Source organism: Bifidobacterium moraviense, from assembly GCF_012932365.1.
GTDB classification, from domain to species: domain Bacteria; phylum Actinomycetota; class Actinomycetes; order Actinomycetales; family Bifidobacteriaceae; genus Bifidobacterium; species Bifidobacterium moraviense.
In genome coordinates this window covers 1-18,817 of sequence record NZ_JAAIIH010000006.1, presented here as the reverse complement: position 1 = coordinate 18,817, position 18,817 = coordinate 1, and the positions used below count along the sequence as shown (strand labels likewise).

Sequence of the window (18,817 nt, the reverse complement as noted above, 5' to 3'; positions counted from 1 at the left end):
GTCATGCCCAACAATAGCGCATCGTGCGCCGCAACGCACCGGCGCGTCATGAAACGGCGGACGAATCGCACCGCGTCACGCGCGCCGGAACGCCGCGGCATCACCATGCCGAAGCCGAGGCGCGGAGCCGGATCACTTGGACCAGAAGCTCTGGATCTCCTCCAGCGTGCGGCCCTTGGTCTCCGGGACCAGGAACTTCACGCCGAGGAACGCGATGAGATCCATCGCGGCCCAGAAGATGAACGTGCCGCCGCCCCAGGAGGAGAACATCATCGGGGTGAACTGGGCCACCAGGAAGTTCGCGCCCCACAGGAACACGGTGCACAGACCGGCGGCGCGGCCGCGCAGGTAGGTCGGGAACAGCTCGGAGATCATGACCCACGTGACCGGGCCCATGGAGAACGCGAAGGACGCGATCACGAGGCAGGCGAAGAGCAGCGTGGCGTAGCCGCTCCAGCCGAGCAGCATGGACAGGCCCATGAGGAAGTAGAAGACGCACATGCCGAGGGAGCCGGCGAGCATCAGCGGCTTGCGGCCGAGGCGGTCGATGAGGTACATGCCCACCACGGTGAACACGAGCTCGACGAGGCCGATCAGCGTGGAGCACAGGAAGGACGCGGTGTCGCCCTGGAAGATCGGCTTGAAGATGGTCGGCGCGTAGTAGGAGATGGCGTTCTGGCCCACGGCCTGGTTGAAGATGGCCAGGAAGATGCCCACGAGCATGGCGTGCGCCAGCGGGGCGTGGAACAGGTCGGAGAGCTTGCCCTTGGCGTTCTCCTCGATGGAGGCCTCGATCTCGGCGGCCTCCTTCTTGGCGGAGGCGGTGCCGCCGATGCGCTCGAGCACCGCGAAGCCCTTCTCCTTGTTGCCGTTCTGCAGCAGGAAGCGCGGGGACTCCGGGGACAGCGCGAGGGCGATGAAGAGGATCAGCGCCGGCAGCGCGCCGATGCCCAGCATCCAGCGCCAGGCCTTGTCGGCGAAGTCGGACTCGATGCCGCCCATGCCGGCGATCCAGAAGTTGATGAGGTTGGTCAGGAAGATGCCCAGGATGGTGAGCAGCTGGTACATCGAGGACAGCGTGCCGCGGTACTTGGCCGGGGCGCACTCGGTGATGTACGTGATGGCCAGCGAGGAGGCGAGGCCGATGCCGACGCCGCCGAGGATGCGGGCGATGATCATGGAGGTCGGGTCGTTGACCATGGCGGACCAGAGGGCGGCCACGAAGAAGGCCGCGGCGCCGATCAGCAGCACCGGGCGGCGGCCGATGCGGTCGGAGATGAAGCCGGAGACGCCCACGCCGATCACGCCGCCGATCATGATGGAGGAGATGATGAGGCCCTCGAGCGCCGGGCTCAGCGTCCACAGCGCGGACAGGTACGTGATGGCACCCGAGATGCTGACGGTGTCGTAGCCGTACAGCAGACCGGCCAGACCGGCGCTCACCGCCAGAATGACCACATACTTCATGGAGCCCTGCTTCTCGCCGGCGCTCGTTGCAGTCTGAGACATTGTTCTTCCCTTGATTTGTTTCACCCTTTTGGACCCCTTCGCTCGCAGGGATACTGCCTTGTTTCCTCACCCGGGCGGGCGACTGGGTCCAGCCAATCGATCATGACCACCCAAAAGCGATCATCGTCGATAACCGAGACGATGTTATCGCTCACAGTCGGTGGTGTCAAAAAGGGTTATAACCGTTGCAAACATTGTCTTATACGGCGTGTCGCGAGGCGGTGTGAGCAATCATACACTGGATGATTGCCAGACGAATCCGCAGGGCGCGCGACGCCGGATGAAAGCGATTGCGCCGCGACGGCCGCACACCAAACGATCAGTTTCGATCACGGCGTCACGCCATCGCACACGCCGCTTCCGCACCGTCGCGCACGCGTCGCCGCACGCCGCTTCCGCACCACTTTCACGCCGTCGGCACACGTTGCACACGCGTCGCCGCGTGCCGTCGCCCACGCCATTGCGCACGCGCCGCATGCGCGTCGCCGCATGCCGTCTCGCACACGCCACTTCCACGCCACCTCCATGCCGCTTTCACGCCGTCGCGCATGCGCTGCATGCGCTTTACGCGCTCGTGTGTTGCACGCGCGTCGCCGTTCGCCGTCGCCGCACGCCATCGCCCACACCATCGCCCACGAGCCGCGCTCCGCGTCACGTGGAGCGCCCCCATCGTCACGCGGAGCGTCCGCTCCCGGTGACGCACCACCCCAAAACCCCGGAATCCCAACGTTCCCATCTACCCCGTCACGCGGAGCGGACGCTCCCCGTGACACATGCCGCGCTCCCCGTGACGCGCAACACCCTTCCCGCAGCACAGCACGTCCCCGCACGCCACGCCCCCGCGCGCCACCACCGTCACGCGGACCGCGCCGTGCGTCACGCGGACCGTGCGTCATGCGGACCGCACACCCTCAAAACCCCGGAATTCCGCCAATCCCAGCACCGCGTCCGAAACGCCCGCGCGACCCACGTGACGCAACCCTCCCCTTCACCGTCACGCGGACCATGCGACGCGGCCATGCCCATCGCCATTGGGCAGGGGGCGCGGTAATATCGTGCTTTGCTGTGCCGGACGACGGGCAGCCGCATGATCCCGTCGTTCATCAGGTCCAGCCGGGCGATCCGCGCGCATGCATCGGCTGCGCGTTGCCGGATCCGACTCCCGGCGGATTGGCGAGGCTTCCCGTCGGCAGACCGAGGGGAACACCGCACGGACCGCAAGGTCCCGTACCAGCGCTGACATGCGGCAGTGCGGAGGACAATCATGGCTAACTACATCGAAGCCTTCGAGGCCAAGCACCTCAAGCCCGCCGAGGAGATCCCGGCGTTCCGTCCCGGCGACACCGTCGACGTCAACGTCAAGATCAAGGAAGGCAACAACTCCCGTATCCAGACCTTCACCGGCGTGGTGATCGCCCGTCAGGGTGCCGGTCTGCGCGAGACCTTCGTGGTGCGCAAGATCAGCTTCGGCGTGGGCGTCGAGCGTCGTTTCCCGCTGCACTCCCCGGTGATCGACTCCATCAAGCTCGTGCGCTCCGGCCGCGTGCGTCGCGCCAAGCTGTACTACCTGCGCGCTCTGCGCGGCAAGGCCGCTCGCATCGTCGAGCGCCGCAACAACAAGACCGCTGCCTGAGTCTTCGCTCGGCATCGGCGCGTCGGCCATCGGGCCGAATAGCTTCAGGGGCTGCATCCGCAAGGGTGCGGCCCTTTTTCATGCACTTTCGTTGCTGTTCGCGCCTTCTGCGAGCCGCCGGCTAATCGCTCGCGGACGTCGTGCCGCGGTTCGACGACATTGCGCGGGGCTCTTCTTCCGTCCTCCGGTTACCGGCTGCCGGCCTGGTCACCGGTCACCGGTCACCGGCATCGGTCTGCCAGGCACCGGCACCGGCGACCGGCTGCCGGCGCGTCGCCTGCGGGTCCCGGCGGCCGGAAACGAGGGGTATCTGCAGAGTCAGGGGTAGATTCCCGGATGTGCAGACAGGTATCTGCAGAGTCAGGGTGCCTAGACCGCGCATCCGTGTCTGACCGGCACCGGTGATTGGCGTCATTGCAACGATTCGTCTCATGCCATACCCGCGGTATGGCCTTTCGGGCACCCTGACTCTGCAGATACCTTCGTGCAGACGGCGGAATCTACCCCTGACTCCGCAGATACCCCTCTCCGAGCCGGCGCGCGCGATCGGGGACCGGCTCGCGGGTTCCGACGCCTCCCGCCGTGCCCGATGACCCGCTGCGCCGGCGCCGGGCCAACACCAAGACCGGTCCGCCGTGCCGGCGCCGGCCGAGACCCGGCGCGCGTCACACCCCGGCTCGCGGTTCAGTTGCCCCGGCGAGACCCGGCGCCGCGGAACGCCGTCCCCGCGTCTTCCCCTCGCGCCGGCGGCAACGAAAATCCCCGCCGCAGGTCATAAGGCGCCGCGAACGGGGATGCATGCGCGAGAAGACGGGCCGCCACCCGCAGGCCGGCCGACACAACCAGCAATCCCGGCGTCAGCTGTTGTCCGCCAGCTGTTGTCCGTCAGCCGTTGTCCGCCCGGCCGATATCCGTCAGTCGATATCCGCGCCGAGCTGGTGCAGCTTGCCGCGGAAGTCGGCGTAGCCGCGGTCGATGAGCGAAATGCCCTGCACGTTGGACGGGCCGGACGCCGCCAGCGCCGCGATGAGGTGCGAGAAGCCGCCGCGCAGATCCGGCACGTCGATGTCGCGGCCAGTGAGCGGCGTGGGTCCGAAGATCACGGCCGAATGCTTGTAGTTGCGCTGCTGGAAGCGGCACGGCAGCGAGCCGAGGCACTCGCGGTACAGCTGGATGGTGGCGCCCATCTGCACGAGCGGCTTGGTGAAGCCGAAGCGGTTCTCGTACACCGTCTCGTGCACGATCGACAGGCCGTTCGCCTGCGTGAGGGCCACCACGAGCGGCTGCTGCCAGTCGGTCATGAAGCCGGGGTGTACGTCGGTCTCGATGGCCACGGGCTTGAGGTCCCCGCCCGGATGCCAGAAGCGGATGCCCTTGTCCGTCACGTCGAATTCGCCGCCCACCTTGCGGAACACGTTGAGGAACGTCATCATCTCCGGCTGCGTGGCGCCCTTGACGAAGATGTCGCCGTGCGTGGCGAGCGCGGCCGACGCCCACGAAGCGGCCTCGATGCGGTCGGTGAGCGACGTGTGCGTGTAGCCCTTGAGCTCCTTGACGCCCTCGATGCGGAACGTGCGGTCCACGTCCACGGAGATGATCGCGCCCATCTTCTGCAGCACGGCCACGAGGTCCATGATCTCCGGCTCGATGGCCGCGCCGGACAGCTCGGTCTTGCCTTCGGCCAGCACGGCGGCGAGCAGCGTCTGCTCGGTGGCGCCGACGGACGGGTACGGCAGGTGGATCTTCGCGCCCTTGAGGCCGTTCGGCGCGGTGATGTGGATGCCGTCCTTGTGCTCCTTGTCCACCGTGGCACCGAGCTTGCGCAGGGTCTCGAGGTGGAAGTCGATGGGTCGGCCGCCGATCGCGCAGCCGCCGAGCGCGGGGATGAACGCCTCGCCGAGGCGGTGCACGAGCGGGCCGGAGAACAGGATCGGGATGCGCGAGGAGCCGGAGAGGGTGTCCACGTCGGCCACGTCGGCCAGACGCACGTGCGTGGCGTCGATGGTGACCACGCCCTTCTCGCCGTCCACGGTCACGTCCACGCCGTGCAGGCGCAGCAGGTCGGAGACCACGTGCACGTCGCGGATCTCGGGCACGTTCCTGAGCACGGAGACGCCGGGGGCGAGCAGCGCGGCGACCATGGCCTTGCTCACGAAGTTCTTGGCGCCTCGTACCTTGATGGTGCCGTTGAGCGGCTTGCCGCCGTTCACGTGCAGGATGTCGTTGTCCTTTGCCACGTTTCCTCCCGAATGCTTTCGATGCTCCCGCGAATACGTTCCGCCACTCGCCGCGCGGACCGCGCCCGCGCCGTTGAACTATCCCTTAGTCTGCCACAGCGCGTGTGGGGACACGGTGAAATGCGCCCGGAGCCTAACAGCTCAGCCCGGCGCGAAACCGCGGGCGCGCGACCCGCGGGACGTGCGTCGCTCAGCGCGCGACCGCGGCCTTGATCTCGTGCGCCAGATTCGCGTCCCACATCGCGCCGGTGGCGGACATGACCGCGTTCGCGCCGGCCTCGCGATACGCCAGATAGTCGGCGGGCGTGATGACGCCGCCCACGCCGACGATCGCGAAGTCGAGGCCCATGCGCTCGCGCACGGCGGCGAGTCGGCGCACCATGTCGAGGCCGGCGGAGCGGATCGCGTTGCCGCACACGCCGGAGCGGTCGCGTCCCTTGCCGGGCAGCGCCTGACGGCCCTGCGCGTCCACGAGTCGGGCACTGATGGTGTTGATGGTGGAGAAGCCCTGCACGGTGCCGCGCGCCACGGTCTCGCGCACCATGCGCTCGAGGTCCAGGTCGTCCGGCAGGTAGGCGAGCTTGACGATGAGCGGACGGTCGCCGATCTCGTTCTTCACCGCCTCGGTGATCTCGCCCACGAGGTGCGCGTCGTGGCACAGCAGGCGGTTGTGGCCCTCGTTGGGGCAGCTGGTGTTCATCTCCATGAGCCGCGCGCCGGTCTCGCACACCAGCTTGGCGGTGAAGGCGTGGTCGGCCACGTACTCCTCGCGCGTCATGCCCTCCGTGCGCGAGCCCTGGAAGCTGGGCACGAGCAGCTGGCCGGGGCCGGCCGCGCGGATGGCCTCCGCCATGTCCGGCTGCCACACGTCCGGGCTGCGGCTGGGCACGCCGAACGAGTTGGAGATGGAGATGGGCAGCTCGTAGTTGGTGTCCGCGAGCACGCCCTCGTCGAGCTCGGCGCTGCCGGGCGTCAGCTCGCCGCTGGGGTCCTTGGGGTGCACGGCCAGCACGTTCGGGAACGGGTTGCAGCCCCACGCGCGCGAGCGCACGGTCTTGTAGACGGCCATGTCGAAGCCCATGCGGAACGCGGCGGTGGTGAAGCGGGAGTTGAGGAGCGGTCCGGCGGGGACGCCGAACGGCAGGTTCACGCGGAAGCCGAGGAAGGATTCGTGCGACTCGTTCGCGGCGGGTACGGCGGACGCGACGGTCGCGGCGGACGCGGTGTGCGCGGCGTCTGCGGCGGGCGATGCGGTGCCGGACGCGGCGGGTTCGACGTCGTCCGACGCATCCTCAAGCGCGTCGGCGAACAGGCCGAACGGGCCGGCCGCGTAGTTCTCGTCATAGGTGCGGTTGACATCGTAGAACGGCTCGAAATCACTCATGCCTCAAGCCTACGAGCAGCCACGGTCACGCGTGCCCGGCGAATCCGCCCGCATACGGCAGATTTGGCGGAAGTGACCCCGGAGAGCCCGGAAATCGTCGCTCCGGGGTCACTTCCGCCAAATCTGTGCTGCGTCGTACGGTTGGCGCACGACTACAGGGCGGCGGCTACGAGGCGAGCACGAGGGTCAGCGACACGAGCACGACCATCGTCTCCAGCCCCACGAAGATCAGGAAGCACGGCGCCGTCCAGCCCCAGTAGGTGCCGCGCGGCGACCGGTTGAGCGCGGCGTAGGCGCGGATCTCGCGGCCGTGGCGCGCGAACACCACGATGCCGCCGACGATGCCGACGCCCAGAATCGCGAGCCCGTACGCCGTGTTGCCCGCGTCGCCGTACGACGCGGCCAGCGAGGGCAGCGCGCCGCCGAGCACCGCGTTGTTGAACACGTGCAGCGCGATCGACCACATGACCGAGTATTCGAGCCCCACGAACCCGAGCAGCAGTCCCACGAAGAAGGCGAACAGCCCCTGTGCGAAGTCGCCGTGGTACAGCGCGAACATGAGCGACGAGGTGACGATCGCGAAGTTGCGCCCGTACGGCGCGAGCGACTGCAGCAGCACGCCACGGAACACGATCTCCTCGAAGACGGGGCCGACGAGCCCCACGAACAGCCACATCTGCCAGTTGACGGCCGACTGGTTGATGGTCTGCATGGCCGGCGAGACCACGCTGATCCCCGCCGCCGAGGCGAGCGCCTCCAGCAGCGCGAACGCGGCCTGCGCGGTGATCATGACCACGACGAAGCTCACCAGCCACGAGGCGCGCATGCGCTTTGCCTCGCCGTGACTTCCCACCCAGAAGCCGCGGCGCAGGATCCGGCGACGGTCCACGAGCACCAGCACCAGCATGGCCACGCCGAAGCTGCCCAGGCTGATCACGCCCATGTGCTCCATGACCAGCCGGTTCGACTCGGCCACGAGGTCCTGCGCGCTCATGGCCGTGGCGCCGGCGCCGCGAGCGAAGCCGAGCGAGAAGCTGATCGCGAAGGAGCAGGCCATGCCCAGCGTCTGCGCGATGAGCGCGTACATGAGCGCGAGTCCGGCCGGCCGGTTCACCGCGCGGCGCATGATCCTGCGCGCGAGCTTGTACGCGGGGATCTGCGGGATCGGGGCCGGAGCGGGCTGCGGCGCCGGGGGCTGCGCGGGCGGGTACTGGCCCTGTGGCTGGTAGGGCGCGGGGTACTGCGGCGGCTGCGGTGCCGGCTGCGGAGCTGACTGCGGCCGCGGCGGCTGGGAGTACTGAGGAGGCTGGGAGTACTGCGGAGGCTGCGGCTGCGGTGCCGGCTGATACTGCGGTTGCGGCGGCTGGAACTGGGGCGATTGTTGCGGCGTCGACATGACTTCAGCTTAACGGCCCGACGTGCGACGCGGCCCGGCCCGCAGATGAACGGCTGGTGAAGGTATCGGCGGCGCCCCACGGTGTCCGCGGCGCGCACGCCGTGCGGCGGCAGCGGCCTACAGCATCTCCGCGAACCGCGAGCTGTTCTTGCGGAACAGGTGGATGCCAAACCACAGGATCAGCACGGTGAGCACGTACGGGATGATCGGGATCCACCACGAGTTGATCTCGGTCCACACCGTGGGCACGTACTTCGGCGACAGCAGGTTGTGGCGGATGTCCATGATCGGCTGCGCGATGGGGTTGAGCAGCATGATCTTGGCCACGGCCGGGTAGTTCTTGGAGACGAAGGAGAGCGGGTAGATGATCGGGATGGCGTAGAACAGCGCCTGCAGCACGACCTCCCAGATGTGCTGGATGTCGCGGAAGTAGACGTACATGGTGGCGAGGATCAGCGCCACGCCCAGCGTGAGGCAGTACAGCTGAATGATGCTGAACGGCACCAGCAGCACGCGCCACGTGTACTCGGCGTGCGCGAAGAAGCCGAAGAGGATCACCACGATCAGGCCCAGCCCCAGGGAGATCATGGAGCCCATGGTGGTGGCGGCCACGATGATGTAGTTCGGGAAGTGCACCTTGCGCAGCAGGTCGCCGCGGTTCACGATCGACGCCAGACCCATGGACGTGGCCTCGGAGAAGAAGCTCCACAGGCAGGTGCCGCACAGCAGGGAGATGGGGAACGTGGGCGTGCCGTCCGTGAAGTGGAGGAACTGCACGAAGATCACGTACATCACGCCGAAGAGCATCAGCGGCTTGAGCACGGACCACGCCATGCCGAGGAAGGACCCCTGGTAGCGCAGCTGGAAGTCGGTCTTCACCAGCTCACGGAAGACCACGATCGAGTAGCGGTACTTCTCGGCGAGTTTCTTGCATGCGTCTTTCACGAGCGTCCTATCCGTCCTGTTCCTCGGTTGACCGGCGACGTGCCACGGGCATCCTGCCGCCCCGCGAACGCGGGCGCGCCGTCCTGCGGCGGCCCCGTTGCGGAAAAACTGTCATTATTCTAGAGGGAACCGTCCATAATCGCGAACGAGCGGGGAGAATACCCATATGACGAACACAGAAGCCGGCGCCCAGCCCGCGCGAATCCGCATCTTCATCAGCGCACACAAGCCCGCCGCGTTCCCGGACTGCGCCTCGCTCGTGCCGATCCAGGTGGGCGCGGAGACCGCCGAGCGCACGCTCGAGGGCACGCTGTACGACAACGTCGGCGAGAACATCTCCCAGCTCAACCCGATGTACTGCGAGCTGACCGCACAGTACTGGGCGTGGAAGAACGCGCACGCCGACTACTACGGCTTCTGCCACTATCGCCGCTACTTCGACTTCTCGGACACGCCGCACCGCCAGAACGACTACGGCGAGGTGATGGACACGTTCATCAGCGAGAAGGCGATCCGCGAATACGGGCTGGACGACGCGTCCATCGCCGCCGCCGTGGACGGCTGGGACGTGATCACGTCGCCCATCAACGACACGAAGCTCATCGACGGCACGTCGAACCTCAAGGAGCACTGGGCGAACAACCCGCATCTGCGCCTCAAGGACCTGCGCCACGTGTACGACATCCTGTGCGCGCGCCATCCCGAGTACCGAGAGGACGCGGACGCCGTGCTGAACGGGCACGAGGCCGCGTTCTGCAACATGTTCATCATGCGCCGGGAGATCTTCTTCGCCTACTGCGAGTGGCTGTTCCCGCTCCTGCAGGAGTTCTGCGAGACCAGCGACTTCACGCACGCGGACATGGAGACGATGCGCACGCCGGGGCACCTGTCCGAGCGACTGCTCAACATCTGGCTGGCGCATCAGCGCAGGGCCGGCGCCGGACGCGACTGGAAGGTGAAGACGCTGCAGTGCGTGCACTTCACCGACCCGGAGCCGGCGGGCGATCTGGAGCCGCTGAGCACCAACCCGCGCCTGACCGTGCCCGTGGTGTTCGCCGCGGACGACAACTACGTGCCGATGCTCACCACCACGATGTACTCGATGCTGCGCAACGCGAACCCGGACCGCTTCTACGACGTGATCGTGCTGCACAAGGACATCACGCCGGAGAACCGCCAGCTCATCCGCCAGTACCTGGAGCAGTTCCCCAACGCCACCGTGCGCTTCTACGACGTGCGCCCCGCGGTGGAAGGCTACGACCTGACCACCAGCAACGCGCACATCAGCATGGAGACTTACTACCGGTTCATCATCCAGGACGCGCTGCCGTACTACTCGAAGATCCTGTACCTCGATTCGGACCTCATCATCCGCGGCGACGTGGCCGAGCTGTTCGACACGGATCTGGAGGGGCACGTGCTGGGCGCCGTGCACGACCTGGACTTCGTGGGCAACCTCAACATGCCGAACGGCGAGCGCCGCCGCTACGCGGACGCGAAGCTGGGCATGGCGGACCCGTACGGCTACTTCCAGGCGGGCGTGCTGGTGATGGACCTGAACCGCATGCGCGACCTGCACACCGTGGACGAGTGGCTCGCCATCGCCTCCGACCCGGACTACATCTACAACGACCAAGACATCCTCAACAAGGAGTGCCGCGGCGACGTGCACTACCTGCCGTACGAGTGGAACGTGATGCACGACTGCGCCGGCCGCGTGCACGGCATCTTCAACTTCGCCCCCGCCGCCATGTACAGGGCGTACCTCGCCTCGCGCAAGGACCCGAAGATCGTGCACTACGCCGGCTACGACAAGCCGTGGAAGAACCCGTGGTGCGACTTCGGCCCGCTCTACTGGCACTACGCGCACTCCACGCCGTTCTCGCTGCAGATGATGGCCATCCTGGACGGCATCGAGAAGCCGCAACCCGCCGTGCACCACGACCGCGCCCTGCGCGAGGACAGCCCCATCCGCAAGTACGTGGACGTGGTGGCCCCCGTGGGCTCCAAGCAGCGCGAGCTGATGAAGGTGGTCGCGAGGAAGGTGCAGGGGAAGCGGTGAGCATGACGCCGTGAGGCGCGCGACCAGAACGGCCGTGCGCCTCACGGTCCGTATACCTATACCAGCAGGTACTTGGCGATGGCGACGTAGTCGCCGAACAGCATGAGCAGCGCGGCCGCCGCGACGAAGACCCACTGCGCCTTCGTCTGCAGGGACGGTGTCGCACGCGAGACCAGCGTCCTCACCCAGTACCGCCATCCTCCGACGACGAAATACACGACGGACAGCAGCATCGGCAGCACGTAGCGTCCCTGAGCCTGATAGTCGGTCGCGTAGCTGTAGTACATCGCCAATCCCATCACCAGCACGATGTTGGCGAACATGAGCGCGTCGAGCACGGCATAGGTATCGTCGTCTCCCCTATGGTGCAGACGGCGCACGCAGGCGAGCAGGAACCCGACCAGTCCCGCGACGATGAAGACGCCGTACGCCCAGTACATGACGTTCGGCACCGGCACCGCCATGTAGCCGAACAGGCCGATGGAGCTCTTGTAGACCATCAGCAGCCAGTTGGTGCCGGCTCCCATGTAGTGATCGGTGGTGAGCATCTCCCCCAGCGACATGCCCAGATGCTGCGGCGTGGGACGCAGATCGGGCCGAAGCTCGGGGACGGCGTACTGCATGCCGTAGCGTCTGATCGTGGCGAAGCCGAGGAAGTCTCCGTGGTTGATGACGGCGGCGCGGATGAAGAACGGCAGCGCGATGATGGCGGTCACGCCGACGATCAGACCGGTGATGCGCCAGAACGCCGAACGTGCCGGTCGCAGGAACCCCCAGTCCCTGACGCGTGAATGCCAGACGCAGGCGTAGCAGACCAGACTCAGCAGGATCCACGAATACGCGTTGTAGTACGTCACCGCAACTATGCCCATGCCGGCACCCAGCAACACGGCGTTCGAGGGTTGCCAACCGTTCCTCAGAGCCAGCGCCCACGCGTACAGCACCATGGACGCGCCGCAGAGGGCGGGCATGTCGTTGTTGAAGTAGAGCCCGCAGAAGATGAACTGCGGCAGCAGCATGGGGAACAGCCCGAACAGGTATCCCAGCGGTCTGCCGAACAGCACCCGTCCGGTCCGGAACGCGAAGTACACCACGGCGGAAGCGGAGGTGATGCTCACCAGTCGCGCGGCGAACACGATCCAGTCCGGGTTGGACGTGAACAGTCCCATGACCTTCATCAGCACGCCGGCGACCAGCGTGGTGAGCATCAGCGGATAGCTGGCATAGGAGAATCCCCACCCGGGGTAGCGCACGGCTTCCTCGGCGCCGGTGGGCAGGCGTCCGGTGTCGTAGAAGTACTGCGGCAGACTCAGACGCGCGTCCTCGTCCGGGAACGCCTTCGGATATTCGCTGAACGGCAGGCGGTACGCGATGTAGCACAGCATCAGGAAGTACGCCGTAACGGCAAGCCAGAGCAGCACACGTTCGCTCACACGGATCGGCCCGCGACCATGCCGGCCGTGTCCGGAGCTTGCATCTTCTTCGATCGTCTGCATGACGTGCCGTCCTTTGCGCATGGTTCCAGTCGGTCTCCTAGGCAATCGGTCGCTCCAACGGTCAGTGGCCTTCGAAGAACCGCGCCGTGCGTCGTATCCCCTCGTCGAGCGGAACGAACCGTGCAATCGTACTGATGGCCCGGTACTTGCCCACGTCGAGCACGGAGACCGGCACGTCCACCGGTCGTCCGGGCTGATGCGTGAGCAACATGCGTTCCGGCAGCTCACGCTGTATGGTCTCCACCACGTCACGCACCGAGACGCCCACGCCGGTGCCCAGATTGTAGGTGTCGTTGGCGTTGCCGTGCCGCAGAATATCGATGATGCCCTGCACGGCGTCATCGATGTAGATGAAGTCCCGCGTCACGGAACCGTCGCCGTAGATCGTGACCTGTTCATGGTGCAGCGTCTGGTACACCAGTTTGGTAATCAGACCGAGGGGGCCGTGCGGGTTCTGCCCCGGCCCGTACGGATTCGACAGCCTGATGATCTGATACTCCGTGGCGGAGTTGCGGCAGACGAAGCGCAGCGCGTTCTCGATCATCACCTTCTGGAACCCATAGGTGTTCATGGGACGCAGCGGATCCGTCTCCGCGTTCGGCGTGCCGTTGCCGTCGCCCTTGCCGTAGACGGTGCCGCCGCTGGACATGAACACAATCCTACGCACGCCGTTGGCCACGGCGGCCTCGAACAACGCGATGGAGGGAATGACGTTCCGGTTCATCTCGCGGAGCGCGTCCTGTTCCGTGCCAGGCACCGAGGTGCTGACCAGATGGATGACGACGTCCACTCCCTTGGTCAGCTGGTCGAAGTCCGTGCCCGAGTCGAAGAAGCCCTTGACGAACCGCACGCGCGCATCGTCGGGAAACGACCGCGGCTGCGACGCGTCGAATACGACGACGTCCGTGTCGATCGACTCAAGCAGCAGCGCGTTCAGGGCACTTCCGATGAAGCCCGATCCTCCCAGAACCAGTGTTTTCACCGTTGCGCCGCCCCATTCCTGTTAGCCGCCGGACGGCAGTATTCCCAAAGCAAACGAAGCGCCCGGGGCTCTCGTACCGCCGGCACTGATGGATTGCTATATTTTATGTGGACGCTCTCATGTTAGCACGTGTCATCACGCGAGGAGGCTTTTGGATTGGGCGAAGCAGCACCAGAGGAACAGCAGTACATCCATACGGTTTCCGCCGTCATCCCCGTGTACGGCGGCGAAAAGACGCTCACGGGCGTCGTCTCCGAACTGGCTGCGTTCCATGCCGTGCGTCGCTCTAAAGGCGGCAACCGCTACCGCGTCAGCCAGATCCTGCTCGCCTACGACCACGGCCGCGATCGTTCCGATGAGGTCATCCGCAGCCTTGAACGGCAGTACCCGTTCGTGCACGGAGTATGGCTGACCCGCAACTACGGACAGCATCCGGCCACGCTCGCCGGCATCTCGCAGAGCACCGGCGACTGGGTCGTTACCATGGACGAGGACGGCCAGCACGATCCCAACTGCATCGGCGACATGCTCGACCATGCCCTTGAACAGCAGGCGGACGTCGTCTACGCCGATCCCACCAACGCCGCGCCGCACTCGTTCTTCCGCAACATCACCTCATGGGGCGCCAAGTTCGTCGCCAAGCATCTGCTCGGCTCCAACGACGCGCCCAAATACCAGAGCTTTCGCCTGATCCTCGGCAGCGTGGCGCGCACGCTCGCCCACCAGTCCGGCAACGACGTCTATCTGGACGTGGCTCTGGGATGGATCGCCAGCCGCATCGCCACCTGCCCGGTCGCATTGCGCTCCGAAGGCGACCACCAGTCCACCTACAACCTGTCCCGCCTGCTCGGCCACTTCTGGCGCATGGTCTTCACCAGCGGCACCAGGCCGCTGCGCTTCATCAGCGTCCTCGGAGCACTGACCTCGATCGTGGGCATCATCTGGGCCATCGTGCTCATCTGCATCCAGCTCTTCAGCCACGCCATCTCCGTGCAGGGATGGACGTCGCTCATGGTGGTGGTGCTCATCTTCAGCGGTCTGATCCTGCTGGCGATCGGCGTGATGGCGGAGTATCTGGGCATTATCGTGCACAACGCCATGGGCATGCCGCTGTATCGCATCGGCGAGGACCCGGCCAAGGGACCGCTGGGCAAGCGCCCGAACACCCCGAACGACTGATCGTTCCCTACTACGTAGTGCTCATGGAGAGCTGCCATGAGCACCGTATCGCCACGCTCACGGCGGCTCTCCTTCATCGTGTCTGGATCGTGTCCCCGAAAGCCCGTCGCCACAACGGTTTCACGGCCGAAACAACGCCAGGACGACCATCGTGCAACGCCGATAATGAAAGGCATGGCGCGCGTATGGATCGATGACCTGTGGCTGAAGAACGACGACGGAGTCCCGCCCCCGCCGCAGGCGAAACGGTCGCTCGCGGCATGCCGCGACCCGATGCGCGCGCAGGTGGACGAACGGTGGCGGTCGTCGCGCTACGGCAGGGGACGCCGATGGCGATGCCGCTGGTACACCGTGGAGGGCACCACGCGCCGACAACACTCGCAGTCGTTCGCCAAGCTCGCCGACGCCGAAGCGTTCCGCGCCGCCATGGAGGACGACGTGCGCCGCGGGCGCTACGCCAGCCCGCACGACGCGAAACGCAGGTTCAGAGACGTGGCGGACATGTGGCTGCGCTCCAAGAACAACGTGAGCGAAGGCGTGCGGCTGCGCTACGAATGCGAACTGCGCGTCTACGTGAACCCGCGGTGGAGCGACGTGCCCATAGGCGCGATCACGCACGACGACATCGCCCGCTGGGTGGCGAGCCTCGCCACCGGCGACTATCCGGCGGAGCTGCATCGGGGTCGCGCCGCCAAACCCCTCTCCCCCAGATCCGTCAAAAGCATCGTCAAGGTGGTGTTCGCCGGCGTGCTCGAATACGCCGTCAAGGCGCGCTACCTCATGGAGAACCCGGCGCGCGACGTGGAGGTGCCACGCCCGGAATACAAGGATCTGGTGTTCCTCAACGTACCGGAGATCGAACAGCTCGCCCGCTCCGCAGAAGTGATCGGGCGCCCGGTGGACGGACTCATCATCCGCTTCCAAAGCTACGTGGGCACGCGCATCAACGAGTCGTTCGCACTGCAGGTGGGCGATCTGGACCTGACGAACCGGCAGATCCGCATCCGGCGCACATGGAAGAACAGCGCCTCCAAGCAGCGGCTGGGACCGCCCAAATCCGGCAAGCCGCGCACCGTGGCCATCCCCAAGTTCCTCGTGAAGCCGCTGCGCGAACAGATCAAAGGACAGCCGGAAACCGCCTACGTGTTCCGCTCCGCCAAAGGCGGACACGTGAACGACCACAACTGGCGCCGACGCGTCTGGCACAAGGCCGTGGAACTCGCCGGTCTGCAGGACGTGGAGGGCCTCACCCCGCACAGCCTGCGCCACTCATACGCCGCCATCGCCATCAAGGCCGGCGCCGACGTGAAGATCCTGCAGCGCCAGATGGGCCACACCTCCGCCAGCCTCACCCTGGACGTCTACGGCTTCCTCTTCCCCGAGCGGCTGGGACAGGTGGCCGACGCCGTGGACGCCGAAGTGACCGCCGCCCTCGTGTCCAGACGTGGCTGATCGCTGGGACTGGGCACGACGATGACGTCGGAACCGTTCTCCCGACTGGGTTTTGTTGCTCGGCGCGACGCATGAACCCATGTCCCTAGAAGAAAGGTTCCTGACATGACAGGAAACAACAAGGTGTGGCGCGCGTCGCTGGCCGGCCTGGCGTCGGTGGCCATGCTCGCCACGATGGGCGTGAGCGCGCTCACGGCGAATGCTGCGGACAGCACGCCGTCCGACACGCCGAATGGCAAGTTTGATCTGATCGTTGTTGACAAGGCCGGCAACAAGACCACTACCGACGATGCACTGACCGCCGGTTTCGCTCTGTCCGATTCTCTCAACATTGCCGACAAGACTTTCGCGCCTGCCGATGGTGCCGTCGCTTCCGACGGCTCCGTGTTCGTCGGCTGGGTCGACGCGAACGGCAACGCCGTGGACTTCTCCGCCCCGGTGACCGGAGACGTTACCCTGACTCCGAAGTACGTGGCCGCCGATAACGCCGTTGAGGTGACCTTCTCCAACGCGGGCGAGTACTCCTTCTTCCCGATCGCCGGCACCGCCAACGCCGACGCGTACAAGTTCTACGCCCCGCTGAACTCCGCGCTGACCGCGGCCCAGCTGCCGACGGACGCCGCTGACGGCACTCTGGCCAAGGACTACACCGTCAAGGTCGGCGACGAGTCCGCGAAGACCGTCACGGACCTGACCACCGTCTCCTGGGAGAACCCTCAGGACACCACGGTGACCGTGGCCGCGAAGGACTACTACCAGTCCGTCGTCACCCTGACCTTCACCGGTGACGCCGACAGCCAGGTCCCGGGCGCCAAGACCGACGGCACCGCCGACACGGACTACAAGGTCGATGTCGCCAAGGACGAGACCGTGAAGCTGCCGTCTCTCGTCACCCTGCAGGCCGGCGACGAGTACACCGCCGAGTCCGCGTGGACCGATCCGGCGAACGCCGACAAGACCGTCGCCTTCGGCGCCGACTACAAGGCCTCCGAGGATGCGACCTTCGCCCCGGCTTCCCCGACCACCTACAAGCTCGTGAAGTTCGATTCCACCGGCGGCACCAAGGTTGCCGGCGCGTACTACAAGAGCGGCGAGTTTATCCAGGCTCCGACCGCCCCGACCAAGGACAAGTCCGTGTTCGCCGGTTGGGAGACCGCCGTGGGCTCCAACGTTGAGTACAAGTTCGGACAGGAGGGCACCAAGGTCACCGACGCCTTCGTCGGCGGCACCGTGGTCGCCTACGCCAAGTGGGACACCGACAAGACCAAGACCGTGAAGGTCACCTTCAAGGACACCGACTACAGCGGCGCTCAGGCCTCCACCGAGGTCAAGGTCAACAACGGCGAGTCCCTGACCGCCGATCAGATCCCGGACTGGACCCGTACCGGCTACCTGCTGTCTGGCTGGACCGCGGACAACGGCTCCGAATACACCGAATCCGAGCTGACTGACGGTTCTAAGACCGTCGCCATCCTCAACAATGGCTACGACGTCATCCTGACGGCCGTGTGGACCCCGGTCACCACGGATCTGGCCAAGGCCGCACTCGAGTACGTGACCCTGAACGACGAGGCCGACTTCACTGCCGCCTCCTGGGCCAGGTACGAGCCGGTTTACAAGGCCGCCAAGAAGGCCTACGAGACCGCTGCCGCCCAGACCGTGGGCGACCTGTCCGCCGAGAAGAGCGCCGAGATCGTCAACCAGCTGAACGAGGGCTGGAAGCAGCTCCAGTTCAAGGCCCAGTCCACCAACGGCAACCCGCAGAAGGCCGACTTCGTGCACCGTCTGTACAACCCGGTCTCCGGCGAGCACTTCTACTCCGCCACTCAGGCCGAGATCGACGGCCTGACCTCCACCCAGCACACCAACGGCAACTGGAACGACGAGGGCGCGCTCTTCTACGAGCCCGCCAACGCCGAAAACTACGTTGACTTCACCGCCGCCGTCGAGGCTGCCTACGGCACCACCATCGACGACGACAAGAAGGCCGACATCGAGGATGGTCTTGCTTCCTTCGCGATCGCGAAGGAAGTCACCCGCGCGTTCAATCTGGTGACCGGCGACCACGTGTGGTCCACCGACGCCGCGGAGATCAAGGCTCTGAAGGCCGACGCTTCCTGGAGCATCGAGGGCTCCGCGTTCACCGTGCCCGCCTACAACGGCCTGCGCAACGTGGTCCGTCTGTACAACGGCGAGCTGAACCGTCACCTGCTGTCCGTGTCGGATTCCGAGCAGGCCATCCTGCAGCAGTCCGGCTGGACCGTTGAAGGCGTCGCCTACAAGGCCTTCTGATCGGAATATTCCGATCGGCGGAAGCCTGATGCCTGACTAAAGAAAAGGGGACTTGCGTTCCGGCACTGCCGGAACGCAAGTCCCCTTTCATCATCCACACGCAAGATGGCGGTATGGGGTATGCGCCGGGCCGCCGCCTCCCGGCGCTTCCACGCCAAACGAACGAAGGCCGGCTCCGGGATACCCGGAGCCGACCTCTTCGCTTTTCAGGGAATCAGTCTACCGAAAGCGGATCAGACGCCCTTGGCGG

At 66.1% G+C, this 18,817-nt stretch carries 12 protein-coding genes; 5 read left to right on the top strand and 7 right to left on the bottom strand.

Annotation, left to right across the window (positions count from 1 at the left end; genetic code table 11):
• Nucleotides 1-132 precede the first annotated feature (132 nt).
• A complete protein-coding gene (locus tag G1C96_RS05300) occupies nucleotides 133-1,509 on the bottom strand; it encodes a sugar porter family MFS transporter (RefSeq protein WP_169275616.1) in 1,377 nt (458 codons plus the stop codon).
• 1,264 nt (nucleotides 1,510-2,773) lie between these two features.
• Here G1C96_RS05300 and rplS point away from each other — a divergent pair.
• Nucleotides 2,774-3,142, top strand: coding sequence for a 50S ribosomal protein L19 (rplS, locus tag G1C96_RS05295; RefSeq protein WP_169275615.1), 369 nt, complete (start codon nucleotides 2,774-2,776; stop codon nucleotides 3,140-3,142).
• Nucleotides 3,143-4,056: 914 nt separating this feature from the next.
• Here the strand turns inward: rplS and murA are convergent.
• From murA to G1C96_RS05275, 4 genes are all read right to left on the bottom strand, one after another.
• Entirely contained in the window at nucleotides 4,057-5,379 is a 1,323-nt protein-coding gene (gene murA / locus G1C96_RS05290) for a UDP-N-acetylglucosamine 1-carboxyvinyltransferase (protein ID WP_169275614.1), read from the bottom strand.
• 190 nt (nucleotides 5,380-5,569) lie between these two features.
• Nucleotides 5,570-6,763: a beta/alpha barrel domain-containing protein gene (locus G1C96_RS05285; protein WP_169275613.1), complete on the bottom strand. Its 1,194-nt coding sequence runs from the start codon at nucleotides 6,761-6,763 to the stop codon at nucleotides 5,570-5,572.
• A 166-nt stretch (nucleotides 6,764-6,929) separates the two neighbouring features.
• Complete coding sequence (locus G1C96_RS05280) at nucleotides 6,930-8,159, bottom strand: CPBP family intramembrane glutamic endopeptidase (protein ID WP_169275612.1); 1,230 nt, start codon at nucleotides 8,157-8,159, stop codon at nucleotides 6,930-6,932.
• A gap of 117 nt (nucleotides 8,160-8,276) precedes the next feature.
• Nucleotides 8,277-9,104: an ABC transporter permease gene (locus G1C96_RS05275; RefSeq protein ID WP_169275611.1), complete on the bottom strand. Its 828-nt coding sequence runs from the start codon at nucleotides 9,102-9,104 to the stop codon at nucleotides 8,277-8,279.
• A gap of 166 nt (nucleotides 9,105-9,270) precedes the next feature.
• Here G1C96_RS05275 and G1C96_RS05270 point away from each other — a divergent pair, with 166 nt between their 5' ends.
• Entirely contained in the window at nucleotides 9,271-11,166 is a 1,896-nt protein-coding gene (locus tag G1C96_RS05270) for a DUF4422 domain-containing protein (RefSeq protein ID WP_169275610.1), read from the top strand.
• Between the two features lie 56 nt (nucleotides 11,167-11,222).
• Here G1C96_RS05270 and G1C96_RS05265 read toward each other — a convergent pair whose 3' ends face one another.
• Together G1C96_RS05265 and G1C96_RS05260 are read right to left on the bottom strand one after the other, a co-directional pair.
• Nucleotides 11,223-12,599, bottom strand: coding sequence for a glycosyltransferase family protein (locus G1C96_RS05265; RefSeq protein WP_169275609.1), 1,377 nt, complete (start codon nucleotides 12,597-12,599; stop codon nucleotides 11,223-11,225).
• Nucleotides 12,600-12,723: 124 nt separating this feature from the next.
• A complete protein-coding gene (locus tag G1C96_RS05260; protein ID WP_169275608.1) occupies nucleotides 12,724-13,644 on the bottom strand; it encodes an NAD-dependent epimerase/dehydratase family protein in 921 nt (306 codons plus the stop codon).
• A 156-nt stretch (nucleotides 13,645-13,800) separates the two neighbouring features.
• Between G1C96_RS05260 and G1C96_RS05255 the strand changes: the two genes are divergently transcribed.
• The 3 genes from G1C96_RS05255 to G1C96_RS05245 all read left to right on the top strand — a co-directional run bounded on the left by G1C96_RS05255 (nucleotide 13,801) and on the right by G1C96_RS05245 (nucleotide 18,567).
• Nucleotides 13,801-14,823, top strand: coding sequence for a glycosyltransferase (locus tag G1C96_RS05255; RefSeq protein ID WP_205832059.1), 1,023 nt, complete (start codon nucleotides 13,801-13,803; stop codon nucleotides 14,821-14,823).
• A 174-nt stretch (nucleotides 14,824-14,997) separates the two neighbouring features.
• Nucleotides 14,998-16,275 (top strand): tyrosine-type recombinase/integrase, encoded by a 1,278-nt coding sequence (locus G1C96_RS05250; protein WP_169275607.1) that lies wholly within the window; start codon nucleotides 14,998-15,000, stop codon nucleotides 16,273-16,275.
• 105 nt (nucleotides 16,276-16,380) lie between these two features.
• The gene (locus G1C96_RS05245; RefSeq protein ID WP_169275606.1) at nucleotides 16,381-18,567 is read left to right on the top strand and encodes an InlB B-repeat-containing protein; all 2,187 of its coding nucleotides are present in this window, start codon (nucleotides 16,381-16,383) and stop codon (nucleotides 18,565-18,567) included.
• Nucleotides 18,568-18,817: the final 250 nt, after the last annotated feature.

Bases quoted from the DNA above. Each gene is read 5' to 3' on its own strand.
- G1C96_RS05270 (WP_169275610.1), top strand. From the start codon at position 9,271: ATGACGAACACAGAAGCCGGCGCCCAGCCCGCGCGAATCCGCATCTTC.
- G1C96_RS05285 (WP_169275613.1), bottom strand. From the start codon at position 6,763: ATGAGTGATTTCGAGCCGTTCTACGATGTCAACCGCACCTATGACGAG.
- G1C96_RS05280 (WP_169275612.1), bottom strand. From the start codon at position 8,159: ATGTCGACGCCGCAACAATCGCCCCAGTTCCAGCCGCCGCAACCGCAG.
- G1C96_RS05250 (WP_169275607.1), top strand. From the start codon at position 14,998: ATGGCGCGCGTATGGATCGATGACCTGTGGCTGAAGAACGACGACGGA.
- rplS (WP_169275615.1), top strand. From the start codon at position 2,774: ATGGCTAACTACATCGAAGCCTTCGAGGCCAAGCACCTCAAGCCCGCC.
- G1C96_RS05245 (WP_169275606.1), top strand. From the start codon at position 16,381: ATGACAGGAAACAACAAGGTGTGGCGCGCGTCGCTGGCCGGCCTGGCG.
- G1C96_RS05300 (WP_169275616.1), bottom strand. From the start codon at position 1,509: ATGTCTCAGACTGCAACGAGCGCCGGCGAGAAGCAGGGCTCCATGAAG.